We start from the raw sequence: 17,017 nt of genomic DNA, 5'->3' as shown, positions 1-17,017 counted from the left end.
GCCGCATCGCGAACGCGTCGTGAGAAGCACCTCGCGGCAGCTCTCCGACCGCTTGCGCAACGCCACGGAAGACCTTTGGATGAGCCGTGGGTGACCTTGATGGCTCATTCGGTGACCAGATACGCGCAGAACCGCGCAAACAATATTAATCTTGTCGGCCGTGCGATCCACGACTGCTGACGATTTGAGTTAGTTGCCGCTGATGCCGAATACTTCAATTGTTACAGCAACGCTGAGAAGATGTTTTGATAACCAGCGCAGCCGAAATACGAATAAATCCGATGGTTTGTTGCGCAGCTGCAACAGCTGCTGAGACTCGCATGGTCTGGCGACCGTTCAGTCGCCTTTTTCTTGTGGTCGTGCTAAGTCCTTCGCACTAGTCGGGTTTGGGGTGGGTTCTCGGCATGCAATCTTCGTTTCGAACGATCTTCGGCTGCGCCGCAGCGCTGCTTTGTACCGGCGTATTGCCGGCCGGCGCACAAGGTCTTTTTACGGCATATGACGATGCGTTTTCGGCCCGCATCGCCAGTCCGGCCGACAACGGAACGCTCGCCCAGTTCGTCACAGTTGCCGTCAACGCGGGACAATACGATCAGGCGATCTCCTCAATCGAGCAGTATCTGATCAAATATCCCCGCGATGCGCGCGCCCGCCTGGCGGCCAGCCGATTGTACTATCATGTCGGCTCCTATGAATTGGCCCGGCGGCAGGTGCAGTACGGCATCGAAGTCGGCGGCCTGACCGCAAGTGAGCAGCAGGAAGCTGTTCGCCTGCTCGCCCGCATCGAGCGCGCGTTGCGTGGCGTCACCTGGGAACTCGCCCTGACCGGCGGCGTGTTCAGCGCATTTACTGATTTTGAGCCCGGCGGGGCGCAAGACGACGACAGCTTCGTCTCGCCCTATGGGCGGGCGGAAGGCTTTGTCCGGTGGGACCTCGGCACGCCAAGCGCCGACGCTCTCGTCCTTTCGGGGTCGTTGACTGCGACACAGCGCTTTTTCACGGAAGACCTGTCGGCTCCGGGTAGCGAGGAGACCTTCATCCACGGCAACGCCGCGATCACCTGGGACAAGGGGCTACCCAACAGTGGGATCGATTCGCTGCGCCTGCTGCTTTCCGCGTTCACCGTTACAGATCGCTTCGACAGCGATATCCACGAAACCGGCGTCGGCGTCAGTGGGCGCTTTCTTGTGCGCCCGACGGTCGAGACGACGCTTTTCGCAGGCGGCGGCTACATCGATCTAAGCCCCTCGCAAGGCATTTTCGCCGATAGCAGGGTCTTCTATGAGGCAGGCGGCAGCTACCGCTTCCGCAATGGCCAGGCGCTCGGACTGCGCTTTGTCGGCTCGAATGACTTCGCTTCCGGATCTGGCGAAATCGGCCGCAGCTACACGGGCGAGGTCCGCTATGGCGGCCTGTTGATGAACGTACCGGATCTTTTCGCATGGTCGCACCAGATCGCCTTCTCGGCCGGCCACAGCGACACTCCCGATCTGTCTGTCGGCATCGGCACAAATATCAAGAGCGACTTCTGGCGCATTGCCTCGGAAAGCGATTTTCAGCTGACGGAGGCGCAGAAGATCAGCGTCGATCTCGCCTATCGCGAAACCAACTTCGACATCGCCAACCGCGACCGAAAATCGTTCGAAATGCTGATGAGCTATACGTTGACGCTCAATTGAAAGAGGCCGCGATGAGGACCCCGTACCGTCAGATCGCCATTTTTATCGCCTGCCTTGCCTTCGCGGCACCATCCGCCGCTGAGACGGTCGGGTCGATGACGGCCTATCAGACCAACATCGTCCGCAACAACGGCGGGACAATGAACGTTGGTGCCGGCGTCGAACTCGGCGACCAGCTGCGCAGCAATCCCACCGGTCTTGGAATGCTGGTGTTCCGGGACGAATCGAGCGCCAAGATTGGTCCGAACACCAGCCTGACGATCGACGAGTTCGTCTACAATCCGGGCTCCGGATCGGGAAAGATCGACATCGGGATGAACAGCGGCCTGGCCCGTTTTTATGGTGGCCAGGTTTCGAAAGGGGGCGTCATGCAGGTTGCGACGCCGCACATGGTGCTCGGAGCCAGAGGCGGCATCATCGAAGTGCTGGTGGCAGCCGGCCAGACCGTCGGCATACTGCGCGCCGGCCGTATGACCTGCACGATCAATGGCAAACGGCTGGTCATCACAAACCCGGGCTACGCCTGCACATCGGAAGATGGCAAGCTGCTGACCGGCTACGGCGGAATCGACACCTTCCCGATATTGGACAGCATCGACCGGATAGCCGGCACCGGCCTGCCAGGCGCACCGGGTCCTGGATTGGACGTAAGCGCGATTTGTGCGTCGGCACTCGGCGGCTCGCTCAAAGTCTGCGAGTCCACGGACGGCGCATTGCCAGGAGTGGTCATGGAGTTCCCCGACACCCCAACGCCACCTGTGGGCGGCGGCGTGAATAAGGGCGAGTGTGAGGGTGAGGGTTGCTGCTACTACTGCAATTAGGCCTGGCCGCACGACATGAGCCTCTTGGTCGGTTGGCGCTGGGCTGATTGGCGGCAAGCTGGCAGGCGCAAAATATCCGGCCTTGTGGTCGTGCTCCTGCTGCTCGCTTGCCATTTGGCTTTTGACGGGCCGTTGTCGCGCCTGCGTGAGCGGACGTACGACTTCTACCAGTTTCTCGCCCCACGCCAGGCGACGAGCAATCCTGTCGTGATCGTCTCGATAGACGACGCCAGCCTCAAGGCACATGGGCGATGGCCCTGGAACCGTGGCCTCTTGGCCGATCTGGTCGATGGCATCACCGAATCCGGCGCGGCGGTGGTCGGGCTTGCGCTGGTACTGCCCGAGGCCGACACCTCGCCTGAGGGCATAGCCGGAGACAAGCGCCTGGCAGCGGCGCTGGCCAAAAATCGAACGGCGCTTGCCGTCAGCCTAGGCAATGAGGCGACGGTTTCAGAAGCAGAACCCAAAGCCGGCTGGTCGATCGTCGGGCAGGTACCCGACACACTTCCCGGCTTCACCGGCCTGACCGGCTCGCTTGCCGAATTCTCGAACGCCGCCGCGGGCCTCGGCGTGATTCGCACCTTGCCCGATCCCGACGGCGTACTGCGCCATGTGCCGCTGCTGTGGCTTCGCAACACCGCTCAAGGCGTGCAGCTGTGGCCGTCCTTCGCACTCGAGCTCCTGCGCCTTTATGCCGGACAGGACGGCTACATAGCCCGGATGAATGCTGCCGGGTTCGACGCACTCAGGATGGCCGGCGCCATCGTGCCGCTCGAGCCGGAGGGGAGCATCCGCCTCTGGGAAACCAACACCGATACGCCCCGCCTGTCTGCCAGCACTATCCTTTCGGGCGACAGTGATCCGCGGCTGCGTGAGGCCATCGCCATTGTCGATCTGTCGGCCGTGGGACTGACGCAGTATCTGCCCACCCCGACGCGTCCAGCGCGACCAGGGGCGGACATCCACGCCGATGCAATCGCCCAGTTGCTTGCCGGGCGCTACCTTGCAGAGCCAATGCACGCGCGCATGCTCGAGCGGCTCTGGTTTGTCCTCAGCGCCATCGTTTTCATCGGGCTTTCCGGAGTGCTCGCCGAGCGTGTCGTGCTTGGTGCCCTGGCTCTCGTGCTGCTGGCCGTCACGCCGTTCGTGTTCGGCGCTCTCGAATACAGCCTGCAGGGTAAACTCTATGACCCGCTGCAGCCGGCGCTGGCGACGATCCTGGTAGCCGGCTTCGAAGGGTATGTCCTCTACAGGCGCAGCGAGCAGCGCCGGTCCACCCTGGCACGGCAATTCTCCCAGTATCTATCGCCTTCCGTGGTGCAGCGCCTCGCAAGCTCGGACACCGAAGCGATCCTGTCCGGCGAGAAGCGCGAGATCACAATTCTGCTCAGCGACATACGCGGCTTCACGACGATGAGCGAACAGCTCGATACCCAGGAAATCGCCAAGGTGGTCAACCACTTCCTCGGCATTGCGACCGATGAGATCCTCAAGCGCGACGGCACCATCGACAAGTTCATGGGCGATGCGGTGCTCGCCTTCTGGAACGCGCCGCTTGATCAGCCGGACCATCGCAAGCGCGCGCTCGACGCGGGGCTTGCCCTGATCGAGCGGGTGAAGCGTGAAGACGCCGCCTTCAGCGCGGACGGCCATCCCTCCATCGAAATCGGCGTCGCCATCGAGACGGGCATCTGCTCGGTAGGCAATTTCGGCTCCGAACGGCGTTTCGATTACACCGCGATCGGCTCTCCGGTGAACCGCACGGCTCGGCTCGAGTCGACGACCAAGAAGCTGGGCATCCCCCTGGTGCTTGGTCCCGGCTTTGCGGCAGGAGCGCCGATGCCGGTCGTCCAGGCGGGCGCCTTTGAACTCCAGGGTTTCAAGGGCGAGGTGCCGGTTTTCACCGTTCCGGAGATGCAAGCTGCTCACCAAAGTATGAGCCGCGAAGTAGACAGCCAACGTGGTGAGCAATCTGGCGCCCCTGCCGTGGTGGTTGGTTCGCCGCCATCCGTGCAAATGGCACCGCCTGATCTTGCACCCCGAACCCGAAGCACACGCTGACCGGATCCAGCGGATCGCAGGGGTGCCGACCTGCTTTGTGAACTAATACTGCTGGGGAGGCCTAGGTGTCATCAAACGGCCCTTTAATTGCGGGTGGCTGTCAATCCGGATCAGCGCGACAGCCGATGAGACGCGGATAGACGGCGAAGGGATCGGTCGAGGTAACCCCGGCAATGATTGTCGAGGCCGCCGAATTTTCGAGCGAGAAGATAGGCCGTGTTATCCAGTTCACCACGAATGGCAGCACGGCTTCGTTGAGTTCGCCGGCGCCATCATGTGGAGGCAGCGCGTGGTTCAGATTGTTTATCCTCGCCGCCGGATCATGCGCTCGGGATGTTCCCAAGAGCATCCAGCGGTAGCACTCCCCGAGCTGCCCTAACGAGAGAGTTCGCTGGGCCGGGATTATGGCCGTTATGAACCTGACGCAATCGATGCAGCTGGCGCTGACCTCGTCGGGCGTGTGGGCGGTCTATCGACATCAATCGGTCGCCGCGGATGTTGGGATGCGCATGCGTCGGCGCACGTAACGTCGATACGCCTTGGGCATGTGGGCGTTGACAGTGACATGGCCGGAGCGACGTGTTTCAGACGCCGAGCAATTCCAAGGACTGAGCACCAGAACCGACCCTCCCGACGGATTTTCGCGAGCTGCCTTCCTCCCTCCCCTCCTTATCAAAACCGCCGCTCGCGAATTCGCTGGCGAGTATATCTCCAGTATGATATACATATATCACTCATGAGGATATACAAAATGCCGCTCTTCATTCGCGATCCCGACGTCGATGCCATGGCCGTCGAACTGCAGCACATTACCAACGCGCGCAGCAAGACCGAGGCCGTCAGAACCGCCTTGCGTCACGAGATCGAGCGCAACCGCGGCAGCGTCCCGCTGCGCGAGAGACTTGCCAAAGTCAAGGAAATGGCGCGGCGGATCGGGCCGGCCAACCCTGATTTCGATATGAAGAAATTCACCGACGAAATGTGGGGCGACGACTGATGTTCGTCGATGCCTCGGTGATCGTTGCCATCCTGAACGAGGAACCTGGCGCGGAAGAACTGGAAAAGCGGCTCGCGGCCGCGACCAAGCCGCTGTATATCTCCCCGCTCGTCCGGTTCGAGGCAGTCCAGGGTCTCGCGCGAGCATCGGCCGAAGCCATCAAAAAGAACGCCAAGCCCACGGCCGACATGCTGGCGCAAGCCCGTGATACCGTCGACGCCTTTTTGATCGAGATCGCCGGCAAGGAAATCATGATATCCGGCGACATCGGCGACCGGGCGATCGAAGCCAGCATGAAATACGGCAAAGCAGTCGGGCACAAAGCCGATCTCAATTTCGGCGATTGTTTTGCCTATGCTTGCGCGAAGGCTCACCGGCTTGCCCTGCTTTACAAGGGCAATGACTTTTCACAAACTGATCTGGCGTAAGGCTTTCCAGGCCTTGCATCGCGGCGCGAGGGCCGATGGGCCCTTTTGCATGCTTTGGGCGAATCGTCGTCTTTCATGGCTAAAGGCAATATTACGAGGAACGTTCGCTGCAGCACTGGTTTTCTTCGGCACGATCACCGTCCAGGCACAGCGGGCAGACGGCATCTTCTGGGTGCTGCGATCGGGTGTGCCATGCCGCGATCTGCCAAGGGGCGATACGGCCCACCACCACCTGCTACAATCGCTTCGTTCGATGGCGGAAAGCAGGTGTGTGTGACCGCCTCATGCATGGCATCACCAAAGCCCATGATGCAACGGTGCAGATGATCGATACCTCCATTGTTCGCGTCCATCAGCAGGGTGCGACGGCAAAAAGGGGAATCGGGATCATTGTCTCGGTCGTTCCCGAGGCGGGCTGACGACCAAAATCCATGCTCTTGTCGACGCCGAAGGCAGGCCGATCAAGCTGACGCTCACGGCAGGTCAAATGAGTGACATCGCCTACGCAGCGGACTTGATCAAGGATTTGCCCGAGGGTGCCATGCTGCTCGCCGACAAGGGCTATGATGCCAACGCCTTGCGCAATGCCGTCACCGAGCAAAAGGCATGGGCCAACATCCCGCCCAAGGCCAACCGCAAGGACCCGATGTGCTTCAGCCCCTTCCTCTACAGGGCCCGCAACCTCGTCGAACGCTTCTTCAACAAGGCCAAGCAGTTCCGTCGCATCGCAACTCGATATGACAAGCTGGCAGAAAACTACCTTGCTGCCCTGAAACTCGTCTCAACTCGCATCTGGCTACGCGGTGATGAGTCCACGTCCTAGCGTTTTGCGTGCCCTCCCCGGTTGTCATTCGCCGCGCATGGTCGCCTGGAAGGTCGGCAGGTGCTTCTTCTGTGCCTCGAGCATTTTCTCGCGATAGACGCCATAGATGACGTCGGTGTCGTGCAGTGTGACGCCGGCAATTGTCGGCGAGGCAAAAACCGGCAGTTCGATGCCGCGTTTCGAAAGCGCCTCGGCGGTGCGGGCGATCAGCTCATGCGCCAGGATCATGGCAAGCACGGTCGACGAACCGGAGACCGGCCGGCTCCAGCCCTCGACCGGCACGATGGCATCCTCGATCGGCGAGCAGGTGTCGATGACAAGGTCGGCGGCATCGCCAAGCCGTTTGCCGGAAGAGTGCGTCGCCGGCTTGTCGAGATTGTTCTTGCTAGTTATCGCAACGACGAAGATGCCGCGTTTTTTCGCATAAAGCGCGGTGTCGATGCCGGACGAATTGCGGCCGCTGTGGCCAAAGATGATGATCGAATCGCCTTTGTTCAGCGGCTGGTGGTCGAGGAATTTCTCGGCGTATTTCTCGGTCCGCTCCAGCCACAGAAGTTCGCGCACGCCGCCGGCGCCGAGCACGTTGTGCCACATGACGCGCGGGTCGGTCAGCGGATTGAAGCCGACATAGCTGCCGTAGCGCGGAAACACTTCCTGGACCGGCAACACCGAGTGGCCCGAGCCGTAAAGATGAACCAACCCGCCGCTCTCGAGCGTGTCGGCAAAGCGGCTGGCCGCCTCGCCAAAGGCTTCGGCATTGGCTTTCGAGGCCAGTTCGATCAGAGCGGCGAGGCGGGGTATGTAGAGATCGGACACGTCGGTACTCCTGTTATTGTTATGTGTCGGCTTCGGCAATGGCTCAGCTTCGTGCGTTTGGCGGGGCGCGGCCGGCGCGCAGCGTCGAGCGGATTTCATAGCGGTCGCCCCGCATCACCGAGACGGTGAATTCGAACGGGCCGCGATCGTCGGTGGTGATGCGCTCGACCACGAAAGCGGGACTCCCCGCAGGCAGATCGAGCAACTCGGCATCCGCCGCCCCGACCGCGCCGACACGGTAGTTTTCGCGTGCCGCGACCGGCACGATACCGTAATGGCCTTCCAACGCTTCGTAGAGCGAGCCCTGCAACAGGCCGGCGTCGAGAAAGCCGGGCACGCGCGCGGCCGAGAGTTGCGCAGTCTGAATACCGATCGGTTCGTTGTTGCCGAGCCTGAGCCGCCGGATGCGCACCACCGGGTCGCCCTCCTCGATCTCCAGCGCTCCGGCCGCAGCGGCATTGGCGGTGGTCAGGCTGCAGTCGAGCAAGCGCGAGCCGGCGACCACGCCCATATTGCCCATTTCCTGCGTGAAGCTGGTGAGTTCGCGGGTGCCGGCGACCAGCGTGGTGGAGCGCACGAAGGTGCCACGGCCATGTTCGCGCCTGAGCAGCCCGTGCTCCTCCAGATTGCGCAGCGCGTGGCGCAGCGTGATGCGGCTCACCCCGAACAGGGCGCACAGTCTGTCTTCGGCCGGAATCTGGTCACCAGTCGCCCACTCGCCACTCTTGACGATGGCGCGGATGGCCTCTTCCACCTGATACCAGAGCGGCTCGGGCCTTCGGCGGTCGGGCAGCTGAAAGCTCGCTTGGCTCATCTAATCTGCCTCCACTGTGCTCCGGCGAGACCGGCCAGCGAGGCGCCGACGAGACCGGCGCGGGAACCGAATTCGCCGGGCCGCAGAACGACATCGCGCAGATGCGGCGGCAGATGACGCTGCAAAGCCGAAAGCAGCGGCGGCCCTACCACGTCCAGCGCATCGGCAAGGCCGCCGGAAATCAGGACCGCCTGGGTGTCAAGCAGCGCGACCGCACCCGCCAAGGCAGTGCCCAGCCGGCGCGCCGGCAGCTCCAATGCGTCAAGTGCGGCCGTCTTGCCACCCCGGGCCGCCTCGACCAGCCTGCCGCCATTGGCCAGCCCGATCTGGCGCGCCGCGGCGTCGAACGCCCGCCCGGAAGCGAAGCGCTCCAGCCAGCCGCTGCGGTCCTCGCCTTCATCCTCGATGTCGGCGCAGGCCCAGCCGAATGAGCAGGCGCCGCCACGTGCGCCTGCAACGATGCGGTTGTTGGCCAGAACGGCGGAGCCGATGCCGGTGCCGATCGCCAGCAGGATGGCATCGGACAGGCCTTTTGCGGCACCTTCGACCGCCTCGGCCAGCATGGCGATCTGCGCATCGTTGCCAATGGCAACAGGCAGACGAGGAAACAAGGTCGCGACGTCGACACCATCGAAATAGGGCAGGTTCGGAACCCAGCGGCAGATCGAGCCCTCGACAAGCCCCGGCACCGCCAGGCCAAGTGCCTCGACCGGACCGGCCTCGGCGCGCAAGGCACCGATTCGGGCGACGAAGGCATCAAGGCTTGCCGGCGCAGGCTCGCGGCTCAGCATCTCCAGCCAGCGAACATCGCCGGTATGGATTGCGGCGCGCAAATTGGTGCCGCCAAGATCGATGGCCAGAACGCGTGTCATCGAGAGCGGCTCCGATTGGCAGCCGGCGCGAACAGCCCGCTGCCGGCATGCCAGGATTGCGACGCTGCCACAAAACCCTGCGCGTAGCGCGTGCCGCGCAGGCAGCCGCGCAGCCGATAAAGTGCGCTGTAATAATCGACATAGGGGAAACTGCTCAAGCCACGTGCAAGTTCGTATTCCTGCACCGCCTCGCTCCAGGCCTCGAAGCCGTCACTGACATCGACGAGATGCTCGGCACGAAAGCCCTCGTCGTCCTCCCAGTTCTCGCCGAACAGCAGCAGTTGCGGCGTGTATGCGCCATGGTCGCGCTTCAGCGTTGGCAATGCCGCAAAAAAAATACCGGTCTGTGTCAGTCGGGCCGCGGCGCGATGGTCCTTGTGCCAGCTGCCATGCCAGTGGGTGATGACGATTTGCGGCTTCAACTCGCGCACAACATCGCAAACCTTGAGCGCCGTCTCGTCGTCGCAAGGCAAGAAGGCGTCGTGCAGCCCGAGACTGCGCATGGCAACGCCGAGCCTGGCTGCGGCCTTTGCGGCCTCCTCCTCCTTCTGGACGCAATAGTGCTCGGGGGCGAGGCTTGGATGGCCCTGCTCGCCCATGCTGAGATGCAGGAAGGTGACTTCGGCACCGCCTTGCACCACCGTCGCCGCCAGTGGACCGGCAATCACCTCGGCATCGAAGGCGTGCGCTCCGACGACCAGGATCGAGCGTGCGGCATAGACCTTATCCTCGATCATTTCGCGCCTCCCCCAGAGCCAACGCCCTCGCGAATCTGGCGGGCAAGCAGACAGTACATGATCAGGATGGGCGCCATGGAGATGGCAAGCGAGGCGTACACCAGGCCCCAATCCGTGCGGAACTGGCCGACAAACACGCTGATCGCCAGCGGAACAGTCTTGTAGCGGTCGTCGAAAATGAAGATCAGCGGGAAGAAGAAGTCGTTCCAGACGGCGATAGCGGTGAAGATGGCAACGATCGATACGGCTGGCTTCACCATTGGCAGCACGATCTGGAACAGGATGCGCGCCTCGCCGGCCCCATCCATGCGCGCCGCCTCGTCGAGCTCGGACGGCAGCACCCGCATGAAGTTTGCGAAGATGAAGACGGCGAAGGGAATGCGGATCGCCGAATAGACGAGGATCAGGCCGGCCAGCGAATCGAGCAGGCCAAGGTTGCGCATCAGCGTGAACAGCTCCACCGAGGCAAGCCGGATCGGCAGCATGATGCCGGCCAGGAACAGGCCGAGCATGATGCCGTTCCATCCCAGCCGGTAGCGGCTCAGCGGATAGGCGGCCATTGCCGACACGACAATCGTCAGGAGCACCGCACCGGCGGTGACGATCAGGCTGTTGACGAAATTCTGGCCGAGATCGGCGCGCGTCCAGGCCGCCACGAAATTGTCGAAGGCCCAGCTTTGCGGCAGGCCGAGCCTGTTGTCGTAGATCTCCGCCGTGGTCTTGAAACAGGAGATGACGAGAATATAGAGCGGCAGCAGCACCGCTGCGGTCCACACAACCAGCGCCGTCCAGCCGGGCAGCCGTGCGAGCTGTTGAGGGATGGCGAGCGTGTTCACAATTGCACCGTGCGGCGGTCGAAGAAGCGCAACATCAAAAGCGTGCCGATGCTCAGGATCAGGAACAGCAGCGTGCCGAGCGCCAGCGCCAGGCCTATATCGGTGATACCGACCGCGCCTTCGGCGCCGAAAGCGAGCCGGTAGAAATAGGTCACCAGCGTGTCTGTGGAATAGCTCGGATTGCCCTGCACGCCTTGCATGACATAGACGATGTCGAACTGGTTGAAGGTGTTGATGAATGACAGCGTCGTCAACGTGCCGACGGCCGGCATCAGCAAAGGCAGGGCAACCGAGACCAGCATGCGCCCGCTGCCGGCGCCATCCAGCCTGGCAGCCTCGAATATCTGGGACGAAATCTGCCTGAGGCCGGCGGTGTAGATCAGCACCGGCAGGCCCATCCAGTTCCAGGCGTCGACGGCGATCAGCATCACGAGTGCCGTGTGGCTGTTGCCGAGAACCGTCAGACTGCCTTGATGCAGGCCAAGGCCGTTGAGCATCCATTCGATGGTGCCGCCGGGCGCCAGCAGCAGCCGCCACAGGGCGCCGACGATGACCGGGCTCAGCACTGCCGGGAAGAAGAAGACCGACTGGAAGAAGGCCGCCCCTTTGGCGCGCAGGAACAGCAGCCAGGCCAACAGCAGACCAAGGCCGTTCTGGAACAGCATGATGCCGAAGAACCAGGCGATGTTGTGCCAGAGCGCTCCGTAGAGCCGCCCACCGCTCGGGAAAACGAACAGGCGGGTAAAATTCGACAGGCCGGCGAACTCCAGCATGCGCAGGCCCCTCCAGACGAAGAAGCTGCCCCACAACGACATCAGCAGCGGATAAAGGACAAACAGCGCATAAACGGCCAGTGCCGGCACGATGAACAGCACGGCCATGCGCTGCTGGGTGCGCTGAAGGCTGCTTTTGCGGCGACGGGCGATCATGTGCTGCTCTTGCGCAGGTGTGACGGCCTACTGCTTCGGCTTGAACCAGCTGCTGACGGCGGCCTGCATGTCGGCCGCCAGCTTCTGCGGCGTGATGTTGCCTTCGACCATGTCGATGATCTCGGACTGCAGGATCGAGGAGGCCGTAGGCGTCTGCCAGCGGAAGCCGACAAGCGTCAGATAGGGTGTGGAATTCTTCGACATCTCCATCATCGTGGCGAGTACCGGGTCTTTCACGGTGACGTCGGTACGGGCCGGCGGCCAGCCCAACTCGTCGGCGAAGAGCTGCGCGAACTCGGCCGAAGCCATGAAGTTGAGCACCTTGATCGCTGCCTCCTTGTTGGTACTTTCAGAGACCAGACCATAGGAGCCGTCTGAAAAGGCCGAGGTGTAGAGCTTGGTGGCAGGATCGTCGGCGGGGAACGGGAAGATCGAGAATTTCAGCTTCGGGTTCTGCGCCTTGAAGCTGCCGTTCTCGAACGAGCCGCCGAAGAACATGGCCGCCTTGCCGCCGATGAATTGCTGTGTCGAGGTGGTGTAATCGACCCCGGCAAAGCCGTCGGGGAAATACGGTTTCAACTCGGCATAGCGTTTCAGGGCAGCCACGTAGCGCGGATCCTCGAAGGTCGCCTTGCCGCTCATCATTTCGTCGTAGAAGCCCGGGCCATAGATGGTCGGGCCGACGACGCCGACGCCGATCTCCAGCGCCCAGGCGGAGCCGTTGGCGCCGCCGGCGGCTATTGGCGTTATCCCCGCCCCTTTCAGCTTCTCGCAGGCGGCGACGAAATCTTTGTAGGTCTTGGGGATTTCGATGCCCTGGGCGGCGAAGATGTCTTGATTGTAGAAAACACCCATCATCGGCACCGAATAGGGCACGCCATAGATCTTGCCGTCGGCGCGGCCACGAGCGCCGCCCAGCGCGCTATCGGGCATGCTCTTCAGCTCCGGCACGCTGTCGTCGAGCGCGTCGAGATAGCCACCCTCGATGAACGGCTGCAGTTCGCCGTAAGCCTTGAGCTGGGCGATATCAGGCCCGCGGCCGCCACGCAGCGCCGTGCTCAGCCGGTTCTGGTAGTCGGCGTCGGGGGTGAACTGGACGTTGACCTTAATGCCGGGAGTCTTGGCCTCGAAGGCGTCGAAGATGCGGCGCATCGCAGCCTCGTCCTCGGTGCGCCAACTCCACAGGGTCACGGTGTCGTCAGCCTTTGCCGGCAGTGCGGTGAAGACCCCGGTGCAGACTGCGGCAAAGCCGCCGATCAGGCCGAGTGCGGCGCGTCGATGAATTGAAAACATACTCAGTCTCCCATTCTTGTCGATTGTCATTCCCACGGCGGTTCAAAAGCCGAGAGGCAGTCATAAGCTTTTCTCATGTCATTATAACGACATGATCTCGACCGCAAGTGCCTTGCAGTAAGTCGGGCATGGCCGGCAGGGGAGAATCAGCTCGAACTGTATCAGCTAATTATTTGTTTTGACAAAGTAATCTCGCATGCTTTGTGGACCGCAGTAAGAAAACGTCGCAACACCGGCAGGAGCTCTCCACGAAGATAGCGCTTGCATCGTTGCTTCAAGTTGTCATAACGTCATGGACATTGCTGTGTGGCTATGCGGAGGGTCGAATGTCTTTGGCTTGGATTTCGAAACTGGCACTGGCTGCAGGGTTGGTGGCCTCGCCCACCGTTGGTTGGGCCCAATCGGTCAACATCTCCTATCTGACCCACTGGTCGCCCGAAACGGTCGCTTTGCTGGACGCCGCGGCCAAGGACTACGCCAAGAGCAATCCGGATGTGACCGTCACCGTGCGCGCCGTCCCCTTCGGCGATCTCCTGACGACACTGCGTTCCCAGGGCGGCAGCTCGGACGGGCCGACGATCGCCGGCATCTATGATTTGTGGCTGCCCGAACTGGCGCGAGACAAGCTGGTCGCGCCGGCCCCCGATGCGGTTGCCGGCGAGGTCAAGAGTGCGTGGCGGGCCGGTGTCGTCAGTGCGGCCTCTGTTGGCGCCACGCTTTACGGCATTCCAAACGAGATCGACGTCTATGCGCTGAACTACAACAAGGAGCTGTTCAAGCAGGCTGGCATCACAGCCGCGCCGAAGACCTGGTCCGAATTGAAGGATGCGGCCCAGAAGCTGACCAGGAAAGATGCCGGCCAGCAAGGCTTCGGCATGATCAATTCCTGGGCGGCGGGCGTCGTCCATCCCTTCGCCTCGCTGCTGGTCTCCAATGGCGGCGAGCTGGTCAAGGACGGCAAACCGATGCTCGACAGTCCTCAAGCCGGTGAGACTTTCCAGCTTTACGAGGACCTGATCAAGTCCGGCGCCAGCGATCCGGCGATGGCCACGGCCGACGCCAACACAACCGGCCCCTTCCTAGACAATTTCGTCTCCGGCAAGACCGGCATGATCATCATGGCCAACTGGTGGGAAAGCGCATTGAAGAGCGGCATGGGCGACAAGTTCTCCAACATCGCCACCGCACCCATCCCGGTCGGTCCGAGCGGCGACAAGCCGCACTCGATCTCCTATTCATGGATGACCGTCGTCAACGCCAATGCCGGTCAGGCCGAACAAAAAGCGGCATGGGATTTCCTGGTATGGCTGAACAGTCCGAAGTCCGGCAAGAACGGCGCATCGGCAATGTCGGATATTCTGATGTCGATGGGCATCCTGCCGACGCGGACCTCCGACATCGAAGCCCATAAGGACAAGCTCGGCTCCGAGTTCCTGTCCGGCTATGTCAGCGTGCTTGCCGACGCCAAGCCCTTCCCTGTCGTCCCGGGCGGCCAGGAGTTCAGCGAATCGCTGCAGCAGACGCTCGAGGCGTTGCAGTATGGGCAGCTCTCGGCCAAGGATGCGCAGGCGAACGCGCAGGCCGATGCCGTCTCGATCCTGGAGCGTGCCGCCAAATAGCGAAGGCGCTGTTTCGAGAGCCCGACGCTTTGGAAGCAGAGCGATGATCAAGACCTATCGTGCCTCGGCGGGCATCATGCTGGCGCCCGCCGTGACAGTGATCGGCGTTTTCATCCTGCTGCCGATGCTGCTCACCATCTGGCTGTCATTCCAGGACTGGTCGACGCAGACGCCTTTTTCCAATGCGAGCTTCATCGGCTTCGACAATTTTCGCGAAATATTCGGGCCGACCTCGGTCGGGCGGGATTTCAAGCGAGCGCTGCTCAACACCGCCATCTACACGGCATTGTCGGTGATGCTCATCCTGCCCCTTTCGGTAGTGTTCGGCTTGATGGTCCACCAGCGCGATGTCGCAGGCGGCACGGCGCTGCGGACCGTGTTGTTTTCCACCTACATGGTGCCGATGATCGCCGTGACGCTGGTCTGGTCGAAGCTCTATTCGCCGAGCGAGGGGCCGCTCAACCAGGTGCTCGGTCTCGCCGGCATCGGCCCGCAACTCTGGTTGTCCTCGCCAAGATCGGCGTTGATCTCGATCGTCGTCCTCAATGTCTGGCAGCAGATCGGCTATTTTGCGGTGCTGGCCGTTGCCGGGCTGACCCAGATCCCGGGCAGTCTTTACGAGGCGGCGACGCTTGACGGCGCCAACCGGCGCGAACAGTTCCGCTTCATCACCTTGCCGCTATTGAGCCGCACGCTCTTGTTCAGCGCCGTCATTGCCATCATAAACGCCGTGCAGGTGTTCGAGCCGGTGGCGCTGATCACCCAAGGCGGGCCGGTCGGCTCGACCAACGTGCTGACCTACCATATCCGCCGAGTCGGCATCGAGCGGGCACAAGGCGGGCTGGGCTCGGCCATGGCAGTGATGCTGATGCTGGCGCTGATCGTCATTGTGTGTGCGCTGTTTGCATTCGCCAACCGGAAGGATGACGAATGAGCGCGCCGGGCCGCTCAGCATCGAGCCGGTTGGCGCGCAAACGCCTGGCGGGCCGCAGAGCGCTGCTCGCCACGCTGATGCTGCTGGTTGCCGTGGCCTCCGCCTTCCCGCTGTTGTGGATGGTGCTCTCCAGCCTGAAAACGCCGGCCGAAACCATGCAGGTGCCGCCGGTGTGGATACCGCGCACGCCCACCCTCGAAGCGTACGAGAAAGTGTCCGGCGTCATCAATGTCGGCCGCTCGATGTGGAATTCGCTGGTGATCGCCACGATCACCACCGCCGGCATTCTGGTCACCAGCATGATGGCTGGCTACGCTTTCGCCAAGCATCACTTTCCCGGCCGCTCACTGCTGTTTTCGGTGCTGATCGCCACCATGTTCCTGCCGCCGATCGTCACGCTGATCCCGCTTTACCGTCTCGTCGGATCAATCGGCCTGAACGCCAGCCTTGCCGGCATCATCGTGCCCAATCTCGCCAATGCGTTCGGCATTTTCCTGATGCGCCAGTTCATAGCCGGCGTGCCCGACGATCTGATCGACGCAGCACGGATGGATGGGGCGTCGGAACTCCTGATCCTGTTCAAGATCGTCGCGCCGAGCGTGGCGCCGGCAATCGCGGCACTGGCGCTGTTTGCCTTCGTCTATCACTGGAATAGCTATCTCTGGCCGCTGACCGTTCTACAGGGCAATGCACACGAATATCCGATCGTCATCAGCCTTAGTCGCCTGCTCAGCTACAATCGAGGCGCTCTCAACACGGGACTGGTGATGGCTGGCGCGACGCTTGCCGTGCTCCCGCCACTGGTGCTCTTCGTCTTGCTGCAGCGGTTCTTCGTGGATTCGATCGTCGGCTCGGCGGTCAAGGGATAGCGTCGGCGGCACTGGCTATCTGTTTGTCGCGAATCTGATGCGAATGCCTCACAAAGTGAACGTCGGACGTACGTTGTTGTCACTTACCGAACAAACTCAACCACCTATGTCCTGGTGCATGGTCGGCCAGCTCGCCTTTCCGCGTACATCGCCTGTCAATGCCCAAATGCCACGCACCATTGGCTCAGTTAGCCGGATTCTGCCGGGTTTCGACACCAAAGAGGAAGTGCGAATGGCCATGCTGCCGCGCTCCGCGGGCGCCTGCTGATTGCTCTCTGTCTTCTTGCGCGCCGTTCCTGGCGCCGAGCGCCTTTCGTTCTGTGACATATCCCCTGGCTTGAGAGCGCGCGCGATCTCTAGGTAGCCGGTCAATTTGTCAACCTCGACGACATAAGGCTCGAATATGGCTCCTATGTCATGGGAGTGAACGCCTTCCGGCGTCCGCCCCCAAAGCAGCTGCTTGCGGCGGTGACCGAGGCGCCGGTTACC

General features: G+C 62.0%; 16 protein-coding genes and 1 pseudogene. 9 read left to right on the top strand and 8 right to left on the bottom strand.

All coding sequences use genetic code 11. The annotated features are described in order from the left end of the window. Positions 1–404: 404 nt before the first annotated feature. The 3 genes from NKI52_RS22465 to NKI52_RS22455 all read left to right on the top strand — a co-directional run bounded on the left by NKI52_RS22465 (position 405) and on the right by NKI52_RS22455 (position 4,561). Positions 405–1,679: a tetratricopeptide repeat protein gene (locus NKI52_RS22465; RefSeq protein ID WP_352647362.1), complete on the top strand. Its 1,275-nt coding sequence runs from the start codon at positions 405–407 to the stop codon at positions 1,677–1,679. Beyond that, positions 1,676–2,500 (top strand): FecR family protein, encoded by an 825-nt coding sequence (locus NKI52_RS22460; RefSeq protein WP_352699637.1) that lies wholly within the window; start codon positions 1,676–1,678, stop codon positions 2,498–2,500. The genes NKI52_RS22465 and NKI52_RS22460 overlap by 4 nt, the downstream gene beginning before the upstream one ends. A gap of 90 nt (positions 2,501–2,590) precedes the next feature. After that, positions 2,591–4,561, top strand: a complete 1,971-nt coding sequence (locus NKI52_RS22455) for a CHASE2 domain-containing protein (RefSeq protein ID WP_352699635.1) — start codon at positions 2,591–2,593, stop codon at positions 4,559–4,561. A 100-nt stretch (positions 4,562–4,661) separates the two neighbouring features. On the opposite strand, the gene NKI52_RS22450 is transcribed toward NKI52_RS22455, so the two are convergent. Continuing rightward, entirely contained in the window at positions 4,662–4,910 is a 249-nt protein-coding gene (locus tag NKI52_RS22450) for a hypothetical protein (RefSeq protein ID WP_352699633.1), read from the bottom strand. Between the two features lie 402 nt (positions 4,911–5,312). Here NKI52_RS22450 and NKI52_RS22445 point away from each other — a divergent pair, with 402 nt between their 5' ends. From NKI52_RS22445 to NKI52_RS22435, 3 genes and pseudogenes are all read left to right on the top strand, one after another. Further along, positions 5,313–5,558 carry a type II toxin-antitoxin system VapB family antitoxin gene (locus NKI52_RS22445; RefSeq protein ID WP_352699631.1) on the top strand — a complete coding sequence of 82 codons (246 nt, stop codon included), beginning with the start codon at positions 5,313–5,315 and terminating at the stop codon, positions 5,556–5,558. Further along, positions 5,558–5,986, top strand: coding sequence for a type II toxin-antitoxin system VapC family toxin (locus NKI52_RS22440; RefSeq protein ID WP_352451707.1), 429 nt, complete (start codon positions 5,558–5,560; stop codon positions 5,984–5,986). Before NKI52_RS22445 ends, NKI52_RS22440 begins: the two co-directional genes overlap by 1 nt. Positions 5,987–6,143: 157 nt before the next feature. Next, positions 6,144–6,809, top strand: a pseudogene (locus NKI52_RS22435) (IS5 family transposase); the annotation flags it as partial. A 24-nt stretch (positions 6,810–6,833) separates the two neighbouring features. On the opposite strand, the gene NKI52_RS22430 reads toward NKI52_RS22435, so the two are convergent. Genes NKI52_RS22430 through NKI52_RS22400 form a run of 7 tightly spaced genes read right to left on the bottom strand, consistent with a single transcriptional unit; the run spans position 6,834 to position 13,106 of the window. Then, positions 6,834–7,625, bottom strand: a complete 792-nt coding sequence (locus NKI52_RS22430; RefSeq protein ID WP_352699628.1) for a sugar isomerase domain-containing protein — start codon at positions 7,623–7,625, stop codon at positions 6,834–6,836. 43 nt (positions 7,626–7,668) lie between these two features. Then, the gene (locus tag NKI52_RS22425) at positions 7,669–8,439 is read right to left on the bottom strand and encodes a GntR family transcriptional regulator (protein WP_352699626.1); all 771 of its coding nucleotides are present in this window, start codon (positions 8,437–8,439) and stop codon (positions 7,669–7,671) included. Next, positions 8,436–9,311 (bottom strand): ROK family protein, encoded by an 876-nt coding sequence (locus tag NKI52_RS22420; protein ID WP_352699624.1) that lies wholly within the window; start codon positions 9,309–9,311, stop codon positions 8,436–8,438. The genes NKI52_RS22425 and NKI52_RS22420 overlap by 4 nt, the downstream gene beginning before the upstream one ends. Continuing rightward, positions 9,308–10,048 (bottom strand): PIG-L deacetylase family protein, encoded by a 741-nt coding sequence (locus NKI52_RS22415; RefSeq protein WP_352699622.1) that lies wholly within the window; start codon positions 10,046–10,048, stop codon positions 9,308–9,310. The genes NKI52_RS22420 and NKI52_RS22415 overlap by 4 nt, the downstream gene beginning before the upstream one ends. Then, a complete protein-coding gene (locus NKI52_RS22410) occupies positions 10,045–10,884 on the bottom strand; it encodes a carbohydrate ABC transporter permease (protein ID WP_352699620.1) in 840 nt (279 codons plus the stop codon). The genes NKI52_RS22415 and NKI52_RS22410 overlap by 4 nt, the downstream gene beginning before the upstream one ends. Further along, positions 10,881–11,813: a carbohydrate ABC transporter permease gene (locus tag NKI52_RS22405; protein WP_352699618.1), complete on the bottom strand. Its 933-nt coding sequence runs from the start codon at positions 11,811–11,813 to the stop codon at positions 10,881–10,883. Before NKI52_RS22405 ends, NKI52_RS22410 begins: the two co-directional genes overlap by 4 nt. 27 nt (positions 11,814–11,840) lie before the next feature. After that, positions 11,841–13,106: an extracellular solute-binding protein gene (locus NKI52_RS22400; protein ID WP_352699616.1), complete on the bottom strand. Its 1,266-nt coding sequence runs from the start codon at positions 13,104–13,106 to the stop codon at positions 11,841–11,843. Between the two features lie 326 nt (positions 13,107–13,432). On the opposite strand from NKI52_RS22400, the gene NKI52_RS22395 reads away from it, so the two are divergent. The 3 genes from NKI52_RS22395 to NKI52_RS22385 are packed head-to-tail and all read left to right on the top strand — an operon-like array spanning position 13,433 to position 16,528. Further along, positions 13,433–14,725 carry an ABC transporter substrate-binding protein gene (locus tag NKI52_RS22395; RefSeq protein WP_352699614.1) on the top strand — a complete coding sequence of 431 codons (1,293 nt, stop codon included), beginning with the start codon at positions 13,433–13,435 and terminating at the stop codon, positions 14,723–14,725. A gap of 43 nt (positions 14,726–14,768) precedes the next feature. Then, a complete protein-coding gene (locus NKI52_RS22390) occupies positions 14,769–15,659 on the top strand; it encodes a carbohydrate ABC transporter permease (protein ID WP_352699612.1) in 891 nt (296 codons plus the stop codon). Continuing rightward, positions 15,656–16,528 (top strand): carbohydrate ABC transporter permease, encoded by an 873-nt coding sequence (locus NKI52_RS22385; protein ID WP_352644286.1) that lies wholly within the window; start codon positions 15,656–15,658, stop codon positions 16,526–16,528. Before NKI52_RS22390 ends, NKI52_RS22385 begins: the two co-directional genes overlap by 4 nt. Positions 16,529–17,017 lie beyond the last annotated feature (489 nt).

The organism is Mesorhizobium sp. M0590 (genome assembly GCF_040320905.1).
Lineage (GTDB): Bacteria > Pseudomonadota > Alphaproteobacteria > Rhizobiales > Rhizobiaceae > Mesorhizobium.
This window is presented reverse-complemented; position numbering and strand designations above follow the sequence as displayed.

Coding starts and splice junctions, on each gene's coding strand:
- NKI52_RS22465 (WP_352647362.1), top strand. CDS start 405: ATGCAATCTTCGTTTCGAACGATCTTCGGCTGCGCCGCAGCGCTGCTT.
- NKI52_RS22450 (WP_352699633.1), bottom strand. CDS start 4,910: ATGCTCTTGGGAACATCCCGAGCGCATGATCCGGCGGCGAGGATAAAC.
- NKI52_RS22445 (WP_352699631.1), top strand. CDS start 5,313: ATGCCGCTCTTCATTCGCGATCCCGACGTCGATGCCATGGCCGTCGAA.
- NKI52_RS22440 (WP_352451707.1), top strand. CDS start 5,558: ATGTTCGTCGATGCCTCGGTGATCGTTGCCATCCTGAACGAGGAACCT.
- NKI52_RS22425 (WP_352699626.1), bottom strand. CDS start 8,439: ATGAGCCAAGCGAGCTTTCAGCTGCCCGACCGCCGAAGGCCCGAGCCG.
- NKI52_RS22420 (WP_352699624.1), bottom strand. CDS start 9,311: ATGACACGCGTTCTGGCCATCGATCTTGGCGGCACCAATTTGCGCGCC.
- NKI52_RS22415 (WP_352699622.1), bottom strand. CDS start 10,048: ATGATCGAGGATAAGGTCTATGCCGCACGCTCGATCCTGGTCGTCGGA.
- NKI52_RS22405 (WP_352699618.1), bottom strand. CDS start 11,813: ATGATCGCCCGTCGCCGCAAAAGCAGCCTTCAGCGCACCCAGCAGCGC.
- NKI52_RS22400 (WP_352699616.1), bottom strand. CDS start 13,106: ATGTTTTCAATTCATCGACGCGCCGCACTCGGCCTGATCGGCGGCTTT.
- NKI52_RS22395 (WP_352699614.1), top strand. CDS start 13,433: ATGTCTTTGGCTTGGATTTCGAAACTGGCACTGGCTGCAGGGTTGGTG.
- NKI52_RS22390 (WP_352699612.1), top strand. CDS start 14,769: ATGATCAAGACCTATCGTGCCTCGGCGGGCATCATGCTGGCGCCCGCC.
- NKI52_RS22385 (WP_352644286.1), top strand. CDS start 15,656: ATGAGCGCGCCGGGCCGCTCAGCATCGAGCCGGTTGGCGCGCAAACGC.